Annotated in this window: 13 protein-coding genes; 7 read left to right on the top strand and 6 right to left on the bottom strand. The window is 51.9% G+C overall.

Annotated features, from left to right (window positions below):
* Together B4C79_RS08855 and B4C79_RS08850 are read left to right on the top strand one after the other, a co-directional pair.
* A partial coding sequence (locus tag B4C79_RS08855) for an RHS repeat-associated core domain-containing protein (RefSeq protein WP_291739139.1) occupies nucleotides 1–508 on the top strand: 508 nt, incomplete at its 5' end.
* 7 nt (nucleotides 509–515) lie between these two features.
* Nucleotides 516–923, top strand: coding sequence for a hypothetical protein (locus B4C79_RS08850; RefSeq protein ID WP_171100960.1), 408 nt, complete (start codon nucleotides 516–518; stop codon nucleotides 921–923).
* 107 nt (nucleotides 924–1,030) lie between these two features.
* Here B4C79_RS08850 and B4C79_RS08845 read toward each other — a convergent pair whose 3' ends face one another.
* A complete protein-coding gene (locus tag B4C79_RS08845) occupies nucleotides 1,031–1,246 on the bottom strand; it encodes a hypothetical protein (protein WP_171100959.1) in 216 nt (71 codons plus the stop codon).
* Nucleotides 1,247–1,362: 116 nt separating this feature from the next.
* On the opposite strand from B4C79_RS08845, the gene B4C79_RS08840 reads away from it, so the two are divergent.
* Nucleotides 1,363–1,662: a hypothetical protein gene (locus B4C79_RS08840; protein WP_171100957.1), complete on the top strand. Its 300-nt coding sequence runs from the start codon at nucleotides 1,363–1,365 to the stop codon at nucleotides 1,660–1,662.
* On the opposite strand, the gene B4C79_RS08835 is transcribed toward B4C79_RS08840, so the two are convergent.
* The 5 genes from B4C79_RS08835 to B4C79_RS08815 form a co-directional block, all read right to left on the bottom strand.
* Entirely contained in the window at nucleotides 1,649–2,371 is a 723-nt protein-coding gene (locus B4C79_RS08835) for a nucleotidyl transferase AbiEii/AbiGii toxin family protein (protein ID WP_171100955.1), read from the bottom strand. The genes B4C79_RS08840 and B4C79_RS08835 overlap by 14 nt on opposite strands.
* Nucleotides 2,372–2,842, bottom strand: coding sequence for a helix-turn-helix domain-containing protein (locus B4C79_RS08830; protein ID WP_291739138.1), 471 nt, complete (start codon nucleotides 2,840–2,842; stop codon nucleotides 2,372–2,374). It abuts the gene before it with no gap.
* Between the two features lie 59 nt (nucleotides 2,843–2,901).
* Nucleotides 2,902–3,258 carry a HesB/IscA family protein gene (locus tag B4C79_RS08825; protein ID WP_008247649.1) on the bottom strand — a complete coding sequence of 119 codons (357 nt, stop codon included), beginning with the start codon at nucleotides 3,256–3,258 and terminating at the stop codon, nucleotides 2,902–2,904.
* 1 nt (nucleotide 3,259) lies between these two features.
* Nucleotides 3,260–3,628: a DUF4864 domain-containing protein gene (locus B4C79_RS08820; RefSeq protein WP_205882449.1), complete on the bottom strand. Its 369-nt coding sequence runs from the start codon at nucleotides 3,626–3,628 to the stop codon at nucleotides 3,260–3,262.
* Nucleotides 3,629–3,918: 290 nt separating this feature from the next.
* Nucleotides 3,919–5,922, bottom strand: a complete 2,004-nt coding sequence (locus B4C79_RS08815; protein ID WP_171100948.1) for a PhoX family protein — start codon at nucleotides 5,920–5,922, stop codon at nucleotides 3,919–3,921.
* Nucleotides 5,923–6,163: 241 nt separating this feature from the next.
* On the opposite strand from B4C79_RS08815, the gene B4C79_RS08810 reads away from it, so the two are divergent.
* The 4 genes from B4C79_RS08810 (at nucleotide 6,164) to B4C79_RS08795 (ending at nucleotide 11,530) form a co-directional block, all read left to right on the top strand.
* Nucleotides 6,164–8,167 carry a S8 family peptidase gene (locus B4C79_RS08810; RefSeq protein ID WP_291739137.1) on the top strand — a complete coding sequence of 668 codons (2,004 nt, stop codon included), beginning with the start codon at nucleotides 6,164–6,166 and terminating at the stop codon, nucleotides 8,165–8,167.
* Between the two features lie 65 nt (nucleotides 8,168–8,232).
* Nucleotides 8,233–9,315, top strand: a complete 1,083-nt coding sequence (locus B4C79_RS08805) for an AI-2E family transporter (RefSeq protein WP_291739136.1) — start codon at nucleotides 8,233–8,235, stop codon at nucleotides 9,313–9,315.
* A gap of 137 nt (nucleotides 9,316–9,452) precedes the next feature.
* On the top strand, nucleotides 9,453–10,514 hold the full coding sequence (locus tag B4C79_RS08800) for an O-antigen ligase family protein (RefSeq protein WP_291739135.1): 1,062 nt from the start codon (nucleotides 9,453–9,455) through the stop codon (nucleotides 10,512–10,514).
* Entirely contained in the window at nucleotides 10,505–11,530 is a 1,026-nt protein-coding gene (locus tag B4C79_RS08795) for a glycosyltransferase (RefSeq protein WP_291739134.1), read from the top strand. Before B4C79_RS08800 ends, B4C79_RS08795 begins: the two co-directional genes overlap by 10 nt.
* Nucleotides 11,531–11,563: the final 33 nt, after the last annotated feature.

The raw sequence follows: 11,563 nt of genomic DNA, 5'->3' as shown, positions 1-11,563 counted from the left end.
CGGGCAGTTCACCACGCAAGACCCAATCGGTTTGCTGGGTGGAATGAACGCCTACCAGTACGCGCCGAACCCCATGACCTGGGTGGATCCGTGGGGGTTGAAGGGCGAAGAGGGGACAGAGGTACTGGCATTGCCAGCACCCAAAAACTCAGAACCTTGGATGCCTGGTGCACCTCTAATATCAGAGCCAGGACCAAAGGGTGGAATGATGATAGAAATGGCGATGTCGCCCGGACAGACCCGCCCTGGAGGGTGGGCAACCACAGATAATATTCCAAATGTAAATTACGTGAGAAACGAGCTGGCTGTGACACCAGAATTTAAACCAGAGGTGGGGACTGTGCAAAAGTTTCTGATTCCGGAGGGTGTTCAGATACAACGAGGTACAGTGGGACCTCAAACTTTCGAAGGTACTGTTTATGCTGGTGGCGGAAGTCAAGTGCAAATTTTGAATTATTCTGATCGAGCAAAGTTGATTCCTATTGGTGAACCGAGGCCAATTAATTGAGGTCAGTATGGAAAATTTTGAACTAAAAGAGATTTATGCACCTTACATGTCGGGGGCTAACACCTTGGGCCTAAGCGTTGGAGAGCGACTCCCAAAAAAGGTTGTTTGGAGTTTTAATGGAGTGGAGTTTTCGCTTGAGTGTTCAGATGGGTTAGTAGCTAAAAATTTTCAATCAAATATTTTTGTGATCGAAGCTCCTTACGAAATCAAGAAGAATCGAGCATATGTATTGTCTGCCGATGGCCATCGGATAGCTGATCTACCGAAAAATAAAGGTGATGTTCAATTCTGTTACTACGACATATTTCTTCGAGGATCTGAAGCGATTTTTCTTGCCTCAAGTAATGACGGTGATTTGCAATTAAGTTTTGACCCGGGCAGTGGCGCGGTCACTTCAATTAGTGAATTTCGTTAGCCATTAGGAGGGTTTGTTGAGCATTCTGGATTGAAAACCCAAACGCTGAAGTCATTAAGTGAAGTCCCCGGTGTTTACGAGATTGATACGGGTTTTCTCGAGGAGAATCAGAATTTCCTAGTCAATATTACTAAGGAGTTTGAATTTGAAATTGAATGCCGTTTGGTGTCTGTTTGCACCAGATCGGTCAAAGAAAAATTGTATTCGTATTTTTCCAAATACTCCCCTGAGAGAATATCCTGCTCCCTTTCTTCCATAAAGTCCTCAGAAACTTTTTCGCCTTCGAACCAACTGCCCCATGTATTCGATAGTGATTTTTTCATTAGTCAATCCCAACATGTAAGTAACGTCCAAATCCAATAAAGCAATCAGTCCCCGTCAACTCCCCCTTCGACCCACCCGTTATTACCTCAACCGCAAACACCTCGAGGTAGTACCCATGAAGCCGTTCATCGCCTTAACCGCAACCGTGACCGCATTTGCATTCACCGCACCTGCCTTGGCTTGGGGTGGCGGCGACTATGGCTATTGGGAACGCAGCAAGCAAGAGTATTGGGATGGCCCGTGCCTGGTCAAAATTGAATCCAAGCCCTATGAATACAAAAAAGAAGTGAAGTGCGAAGATGGCTTTTCGCCTGTGGCCGATGCACCCTGGAAAGAGGAATATCGCGATGGCGAATGCAAGGTGAAGCGAGAGGCCAAATACGACGAGTTCAAAGAAGAAATCAAATGCCGTTGAGTTTCCGCAATACACCGCGAAGCGAAAGTATTGCTGTGACAAGACTGGCTGGCGCAGTGTCACTCATACCCATGGCACGCATGCATTTTTCCAGCCAGTCGGGCTTGTCCAGTAATTTACCAATTGCTTTATCAAGGTCTTGCTGAATACTCTGGCCGTAAGCTGTTTCAGCTTTGACAAGCGCTTTTGCAAACACGTCAAAACCTGGTTTCATCATGGCAAGGTCAATCAAGTCGCGATTGAACACACCTTCATCCGCCCAGCGGTCGGAATTCGCGAGCAATTTGCTTGCAAGCAAGTCAACAACACTCAGCGTGGCAACCCCGCACACTTCATCAGTAGGTTTGGGCATCTCAAACTCTATTCGGCCTTCCAGCACAATTTCAAATTTGATGTTGTGTTGGCCCAGTCCAATTGCAGTGCGAATGCCGTATTGGTCTGCACGCACTTCTCGAAGTTGCGAAATCAAAGTGGTGTTTTCATTGAAAAGCCCCAGCACGCTTCCAGACTCTCGTACCAATGTACGCAAGGCCCTGTAGCTGGCAAGGTCAGATACCATCAAATCGATGTCCACTGACTCCCTGTATTCCCCATGTCGCAGCGCAATTGCCGTACCTCCGCCAAAGTAGCACTGGTGTACTTTCAGCAAGTCGGCATTCATCAAGCGAAGCACCTGTTCAATCGCCTGGTGGTGTGTGCGTTTAAACATTCAGGCACCGTCCTTCGAACCAGGTTCAAACTTCGCCTGCAGTCGCTCGATCAACTGTTGTTCATCCTCAGTTATTTTCGTTTCATCAATATGCCGCCAGTTGCGCACATAAATATCCCAGGCTTGCCGGGGAGTAATCGATTCAGCCCCCTGCACATGCCAGGCAAGCGATTTCAATTGAGGGTAGTTGCCCAAAGCGATCACTTCAGGAATCGGTGCAGTTCTATCATCGCAAGTACTCACAATTCCGCACCTTAAGCCCAGTGCGGCCACAGCAGCCCAATAGGCGCCCGCGGCTACAGAGGGCTCCCCCAGTTCAATCCGGTGCAGAGTAGTTCGTGAAAGGCCTGCGGCAGTGGCCACCGCCTCGGCACTTAATTTGTTGGCCTTGCGGTATTGCTTCAATTGTTTGCCCAAAGCAAGCAATTGATCTCGCGGTGTGGCAGTTTGTAAATTGAATTTGGCTGGCATAGTGTTTCTCATTCTATACAAAAATAGAATTTTGTATACAACCAGAAACAAATTATCGCTTATTCCACCGAAAAGCTCGACCCACAGCCACAGGTACTTTTTGCCTGTGGATTGTTGAACACAAAACGTGAAGCCAAGGTGTGGGCTTCATAGTCGATGGTGGTGCCTTCCAGGTAGGGGGCGCTGACCTGGTCTACATAAATGTGAATGTAGGGGTTGATTTGCACCAGTATGTCGTCCTCGTCCGTTTCCTTGGCCAAGTCGATTTTGTATTCAAAACCTGAGCAGCCGCCACCTTGCACATACAGGCGAATCATGGCCGGTTTGTGCATATTGTCACGCAGATCCAGAATTCGCTCTTGGGCCGCGTCGGTCAGGGCAATGTTACAAGTGGGTGTTGCTGCTTCAGTGGTCATGTCAAATCAGGTTGGTTTCCGCTTTCTCGGTCTCGCAGCTGGAAATTCTCCAGGTGCCGTCCGGGCGCTTTTGCAATACGTAGTATACGTTCCAAAGCGTTTTCTGGCGGTCGATCATCTGCACCGCGTGTAGTGCATTCATTCCATCGGTCTCGAATTTCACGAAGCGCACTGTCACGGGCTTCACCACCACGTCGTAGCCTTCACGAACCATTTTCATGAAAGTCTCGGCATCGCCAAACATGGTTTGAATATTGGGGGTTGCGTAGGAAAAGGCCTTGGGGCCGTCGCCTTGTTTAAAGGCTTCGAGTTGGGCTTCAATCACTGCTCGGGTTTCTTTGCGGTCGCTGGCTTCGTCAGCCTGGACCATGCTGGTGGTAAAGGCCGCAGTTAAAACTCCAGCAAAAATTACCAGCCATAGCTTCCATATTCGCTGTCTGAAACTGTTTTCTTTGTCAAACCTGAATTTTTGTTTGGTGCTGGAAGGGGGGCGGGAAGAACTGTCACTTGGCATTTGCGAACTACCTGTGCAAACAATCGAGTTTTGAGTTTGCATCGAATCGGGCGCATTTGCAAGTCCGAAAAGAACAAAGGGCAACCTTCCGAAGAAGATGCCCTTTGTCAACTGAAGTCACAAACAATCAATGACTTATGCGCTTATCAGGTGCCAATAATGCCACCGTCTGTGCGGCGAACCACCACGGTTGCCGAGCGTGGGCGGCTGGCAGTTGCGCCATCGGGCCAGCTTGAAAACGCGGTGGGGTTGGCAATCAATTCAGCCTCGGTGTATGGCATACCCGTGGCTGGGTTGGTGGCGTTGGGGTGACGGCCAACTTCGCCTGGGTGCTGAATGTCCACGAACATGGTTCGCATGTCAGGTGTCCATGTCACGCCGGTTACTTCGCAGCCGTCCGGGCCCACAAAGAAACGCTGAACTGTGCCTGCATCCAGGTCAGCAACAAGCATCTGGTTGTTGCCGTGGCCTGCGTAGGCGCCCGTGTTGCTGAAGTTACCGTCGGTCTGCACCCACAAGCGGCCCAAACGGTCAAACTGCAAACCGTCGGGGCTGTTGAACAGTTCCTGGCCAGGCTCGCCTGCCAACAGGAAGATGTTCCAGTCAAAGGTAGTACCTACAGCGTTTGCATTGGTTTCATTGATGCGAATAATGTGGCCGTAAATGTTGTTGGCGCGTGGGTTGGCTTCATTCACCTGACCCGCTGTACGGGCACTGTTGTTGGTCAATGTTACAAACACCTCACCTGGCTTGTTGGGGTTTGCAGCCAGCCACTCTGGGCGGTCCATCGGGGTGGCGCCTACGGTGCTTGCAGCTTGGCGGGTGCGAATCAACACATCGGCCTGGTCGATATAACCGTTGCCAGTGGTCAGGCCGTTTTGGCCATGCACCAGCGGAATCCATACACCAACACCCACGCCGTCGCCAGCTGTGCCATCGTCATTGAACTGGGCCACATACAGAGTACCCGCGTCCAGAATGTCGGCATTGGCTGCCATGTTGTTTTCGTCGTAAGCCGCGTCCGAAACAAACTTGTACACGTACTCAAAGCGCTCATCACAACCCATGTACACCACCACTTTTTTGGTGGTTGGGTCAATTACCAATTCGGCATTCTCATGCTTGAAGCGGCCCAAGGCAGTGCGCTTTTTGGGTGTGCTTGCGGGGCGGAACGGGTCAATTTCTACAACCCAGCCAAAGCGGTTGGGTTCGTTGCGGTTACCCGTTGCGCTAATGTCAAAGCGGGGGTCGCTTTCGTGCCAACGGTAACCAAAACCTGTTTGGCTCAAACCATAGCGGGCTTCCAGCGCATTGCGTGTAAATGTTGTGTCAGTCCAGCCAAAATAGCCGTTGAAGTTTTCTTCACAAGTAATGTAGGTGCCCCATGGGGTTTGGCCGGCACCGCAGTTGTTCAGCGTGCCCAGTGCACGTGTGCCTGTGGGGTCTGCTGCAGTTTGCATCAACACATTACCGCGTGCAGGACCAGAAATATCGATAGGCGTGTTGCCGTGAATGCGACGGTTGAATGTTGAGTTACGGTTCACAGTCCAAGTGCCGTTGCTGTTTCGCATAACTTCGATCACAGATACACCATGGGCGGCTTGGCCTTTACGTGCATCTTCAAAAGTGAATGTGACTGTGGAGTCGCTGACCACCTTGTCATAGTAATACTCAGCGTTCAGGTACTCGTGGTTAATACACAGCAGGCCAACATCGCTGCGTTCGCTGCCATCTGCATTCTTGAACGGGAAGAAGTTGATCGCATCGTGGTTGTCGCCGCTTTGCTGTTCCGCCACCGCAGATGTTTCGCTCAAGTCACCTGCGAATGCGGGTGAGCCGGCAACGCAGGGATCACCCCAGCGGTACAGAATTTCAGCCACGTAACCATTGGGTACTACCACTTCGCTTCCCGAAGATGCCGCTGCGGCTGCAAAGGCCACCTCAGTGTTGGCGGGGGCAGTTGCTGCCACTGAACCATCCGATCCACAGGCATTCAAACCAAAAATTGACAGCGCCGCTAGGCCGGCACCGCTTTTCAACACATTGCGACGGCCCTGGTTCACCTTGATCGCGCGTTCAACGATCTCGGTCAGGCTCAATTCTTTGGCGGTATTTACGCCAATGTCTTCTGGTTCAAGTTTGTATGACATCTCTCAACTCTCATCGAATAGGTTATTTGAAAAAGCAGGCGTATCTAATCGCGTTTTGTATGCAGAAATGTGACAAACCGTCATATGGCCGCGATGTCATAAAAATTTCAAAATTAACGGGGAAAGTGATTGCTTTAGTCGCATGTCTGTCGATGACACGGTGCGACAGAATTCAATTTGAATCCATGCAAGGCGCATGTGGGTACAATTGAATTGAACCGGTTTTTTCGGAGTAGTTTCAGTGGCAGCAGCATTCAGCAGGGCAATTGCAGTGGCGCTTTGGGCGCTTCCCTCCATCGGGTTGGCGCAGGCTTCGAATGTGGTTACCACCACAGCCACGCCCACCCCCATGCGTTGGGTGATCAACATGGGCAATCAAACGCAGGGCACCGCACCCGCCGGTATGTTGCAAACTTTGCAAAACACCCTCGGGGTTCCTGTCAGCATGGTTCGCCCCCTGTTGCAGCCCAACAGCTACCTGGTTGAAATGCAAAGCCTGCCTGTGCTGGGCAGTTTGCAAACACCCCAAGCCATTCGTGCGGCGCTTCAGGCCCTGCCGGGTGTGCGCTTTGCCAGCCCCGACATTCAATTGCAACGCACGGCAGTGCCTGCCCCAAACGATGGCGCCTATGCGGTAAACCAAGCCAGTTACATGCACACCGGCGCGTATGCCTCACTGCGCATGCAGGACGTGTGGGAGCAAACCCGTGGCAGCAGCAACGTGGTGATTGCTGTGCTCGATTCTGGCGTGTTGTTTGAAAACCCTGAACTGAAAGGGCGCTTGTTGCCCGGGTATGATTTTGTTAGCCGAGTCACCCCGCCCACCGGTACTCAGGAAAATGGCACAGTCGTTGACTCGGGTTCCAACGATGGCAATGGCCGAGACCCCGATCCCTCCGACCCTGGCGATGCACCGCCCCCCGGTTTTAACTGCCCCGATGGTTCAACCACCAGTTCATGGCACGGCACCACGGTGGCCTCGGTTGCGGCTGCGCAGTCCAACAACGGGCAGTTTCTGGCCGGTATGGACTGGAATGCCAAGGTACTGCCGGTGCGTGTCTCTGGCCGATGCGGCATTGCCACCAGTTCGGATATTGTGGATGCCTTTTATTGGGCCACCGGCTCGGGCCGGGTTGATCCCACCATTGGCGTGAACCCCAACCCCGCCAATGTAATCAACCTCAGCTTCGCCACTGACACACCTTTGTTTGGCGGCGGTTGCGCTGCAAACGACATGGTGGCGTTGGCCATTGCCGATGCCAGGGCTCGCAATGTGTCCGTGGTGGTATCTGCGGGTAACAATTCCGGCGGGGACGTGCAATACCCAGCCAACTGCGCGGGCACCATTGCAGCAGGCGCAGCCGAGCAAGACGGCCAACTGGCCACTTACACAGCCAAAGGTGCAGGTACCGGCTTTGTAACCCTGCACGCGCCCGGCAATTCAAATGGCTTGTATGTGGGGGCCAGCAACACAGGCACTTCCTCGCCCAATTCCAATGGAAGCACCGCATTTTTGTTTGCAGGCACCAGTTTTTCCGCGCCCATGGTTGCGGGCGCCATTTCATTGCTTAGGGCTGTGCGCCCCAGCCTTACACCCAGTCAAATTGACTCCCTGTTGCGCAACAGCGCGCGCCCTTACCCCGCCAATGCCAGCAACTCTACAAATTTGGTGGGAGCCCGTCTGGACTGCACACCCACAAGTTGTGGCGTTGGTTTGCTGAATGTGCTTGGCGCAGTCCAGGCTGCCCGGGTCCTGAGTAACCCCTTGCCTGTGGCCAATGTCCAGCAATCGGCAGTGGTGGCCAGCAATGGTCCCTTTGAGCTGGATGCGGCTTTGTCCACCAACAGCGCCGGTGGCGGTGCCAATCTCACCTTCAGCTGGCAACAGGTATTCGGCAACCCGGTGGCGTTGGCAGGTACCAGCACCAGCGCCCTGCAGGTGCAGTCTGGCATGGCGGGTAATATTGCTGAATTTGCACTTACGGTAACTGATGCCACCACCAACCGCAGCAACACCAGTGTGGTTCGTTTGGCCAATACCTCTGTAAACGAGCGCACCTTCACTCCCAGTAGCGCCGGCGGCGGTGGCACCAGCACGGGTGGATCGGGCACGGGTACTTCCGCCCCAGCTCCCGTGGCCACCAGTTCCGGTGGTGGCGGTGGTGGGGGAGTGTTGGGGTTGGCAGGATTGCTAGGTATGTTGATGCTGTTTGGGGTTTGGCGGCAAAGGCCTGGGGTTGCCTGAAAAAGTTGGGATAGAATCGGGATTCACTTGGTCATACCTCAACCGACAATCAGCCAAGAATCCAAATGCCCAGCCCAGTACCGCAGCATCAAGAAAACATCACCCTTCGTTGGGAATATGCGTCCGTAGTCGGCATTTTGGCCATTTGGGTCAGCATGTTGAGCCTCAAAATCGGGGTTGGCCTTATTGCCGGCCTCGCCATTTTCGCCCTTACCCGCTTTACCCGCCGTGGCTTTGTGCGCCTCTTGCAGCCGCACATCAACAAATTCAAGGGCCGCTTCATGCGCGGCCTGTTTGGCTGGTTGCCCACCTTTTTAACCACTGCTGTGGTGGCTGCGGCCGTGGTGTTGTTGGGAATCGGCTTGAACAGTGGGGTGCGCTTTGTGCTGGCCACCATGACCCAGCAAGGCCCACAACTGGTTGAAGAAGCACTGCGCAACCTGAATTCGGTCACCGCCAGCCTGCCCCAGGCCATTAAAGAACACATACCTGGCAAACCCAGCGAACTGTTCCGCATGATCAGCAAAGACGACAGCGACTTTGTGGGCTACATTCGCAGCTTCGGCGGCGCCAGCTTCTTTATCTTCCTGCAATTTGTATTTGCCCTTATTCTGGGTGTTTCCGCAGCACTCATGGTGCCAGCCCCATTGGCGGGTGGCCCTGCCAAACCTTTGGCTGATGCCTGGCTGCAAACCCTTGAAAAGTATGTGCGCTGTTTCACTTTGCTCATGGGCGCGCAGGTGTATGTCAGCATTTGGAACACCTTCTGTACGGCCGTGTTTATCTACGGCATATTGCCCGCATTCGATGTGGTGCTTCCCTTCCGGGAGTTGCTGCTCATGTTCACCGCCGTGGCCAGCCTTATCCCGGCGGCCGGCAACATCATGGCCAACACTCTTATTCTGGTGCTTACCATTCGCTACGGCGTGTTTGTGGCCATGGGCTCGGTACTTTACCTGTTCATCATTCACAAGCTTGAATACTTTGTGAACGGCTACATCATTGGCCGCAACGTGCGTGCCAGCGTGCCTGAAATGCTCATCGCCATCATTCTGGGCGAAGTGGCTTTCGGCCTGCCCGGGCTGATTACCGCGCCCGTTACTTACGCATTCCTGAAAATGCACTGGCAACGGTGGGGGTGGGTTTGAACTTTGTTCAGCGAATCAACCCAGCCTGGTTTCTGGCTGGGGCAGCGTTTTTTTTGCCGATCAAGCCGGCGCCGGTGAATTTGCTACTGGTGCTCGCAACTTTTTTTGCTTTACTCAATTCTGAATGCAGACGCAGTATGGGAAGTTTCTTTTCCCGGGCTGAATTAATTCCACTGTGGTTATTGCTGGGTTTTTTTGCAATTACCTACTTTTATCCAAGTAATGACAAAACAAGTTATCTGGAATTTATCAGTAAATACGGACGTCTTGCATTGATTCCTGTGCTGGCCAGTGTGTTGATGAGTCAAGCAAACCGCCACATTATTGGACAAGGTTTTCTGTCAGGAATGGCGCTGGTGCTCGCAATGTCATACGCTATCTGGTTCGGAATTGATCCAGTGTACTTTGGCGCAAAAGCCACCGACATGTATGCAATCCCCAGCAATCCAACCGTATTCAAGTCGCACATCACACACAATTTCTTTTTGGTTGTGGCGATTTATCTTTGGTTGTTGTGTTTTTTTAGAACAGAAAAACCGGCTTTGAAGGGGGTCTATGCTGCACTCGCCTTGCTTGGGCTCGTAAACCTGTTTGGCATGATTGATGGCCGAACAGGGTGGCTGGTGTTCATGGTCATTCCGCTGTACTTCGGTTACCAGAAACTGGGTTTGAGAGGTTTTCTTTTGGCGGGGCTTGTATTCGCTGCCATGCTGGTCGCCGCCTATTTTCTGGTCGACAATATTCATGATCGTTTCTCGACAACCTGGCTTGAAATTCAGCAGGTTCTTCGTGACAAACCCCAACAGGGAACCAGCATTGGTGAAAGGGTCATATATCTCACATCAGGCTGGTCTGCTTTCCTCCAGGCACCTTTCTTCGGTTATGGCTTGGGCGGCGTGCAAGGCGCTGTACAGCCTTTCACTTCGGCGGCCGGGTGGCCCACCTTTTACAATCCGCATAACCAGTTTTTAATGCTGATGTTACAAGGTGGCTTGCTGGCATTGGTTTTCTACATCTGGTTTTTTGGTTTGGCGGTTTTCAAAAGCGCGACCAGTGTTTGGTCAAGTACCTTTGTATTGCCTCTACTCATGATTTATTTCGTGGGCAACTTATTGAACTCTTTTCACTTTGATTTTGCGGAGAGTGTCGCATTCGTCATTCTTTACGCCGTGCTTTTGGGGGCAACCGAATGGGATTGATTATTCACGCCCCCAATGTGCATCAAGGTGGTGGTCGAACGCTGTTGAATGCGCTTTTGACCTGCGCCGATCAATCGACTTGTTGTGTGGTTGATGAACGTATGCCCACAAACAAGATAGATCCAGGTGTTGTTATTTGTTCAATCAAGCCTACGCTTATTGATCGATTCAAGGCCGAGGTGTTGCTGGCAAAAAATGCGAAATTTGGGGACACAGTGCTGTGTTTTGGCAACCTGCCTCCACTCATTAAATCGCCGGCTTCAGTCAAGGTTTTTCTACAGAATCGATACTTGTTTGGTAAGCATGATTTCTCAAGCTTTTCGATTTCAACAAGGTTACGTTTGCAACTTGAACGTTGGTGGTTTCGAACCCGCATGCAAGTGCATTACACAATCATCGTTCAATCATTGACCATGCAGCGAGAATTGAAGAAAAGTCTTGGGTTTGACTCGATTGTGCTGCCTTTCTCTGCCGCGGGTACAGATCAGCCCGATTCAGGGAATCACGACATTCCCGAAACTAAAGAATTTGATTTTGTTTATGTGTCCTCTGCGGAGCCCCACAAAAACCATGCCGCACTTTTGGACACGTGGGCAATTTTGGCCGATCAAGGTGTTCGTCCAAACCTCGCGCTCACTGTGAGCGAGTCAAGCCCGGTGGCCCAACTAATCGAACGCAGTAAAAATACACATGGCTTGAAAATCACGAATTTTGGTACCTTACAGCATGGTGATGTTCAAGCGCTGTACGCCAATTCCAAAGCCCTGATCTTTCCATCAAAACTTGAATCATTTGGTTTGCCCTTGCTTGAGGCCCAACAACTGGGCATGCCGATTCTTGCGCCTGAACTCGACTATGTTCGCGATGTGGTCGAGCCCAATGAAACATTCAACGCGGACTCCCCTACATCGATAGCACGGGCTGTAATGCGCCACATGAATATTGAAAGCGCTAAAAGCCAACCTATTTGCGCGGCTGAATTTCTGGCGCGAATTCAAGAAACAGGCCAGGTATGAGGATCCTGATCGTCACCCAATACTTCTGGCCTG

Source organism: Limnobacter sp. UBA7229 (assembly GCF_002473065.1).
Lineage (GTDB): Bacteria > Pseudomonadota > Gammaproteobacteria > Burkholderiales > Burkholderiaceae_B > Limnobacter > Limnobacter profundi.
This window is presented reverse-complemented; position numbering and strand designations above follow the sequence as displayed.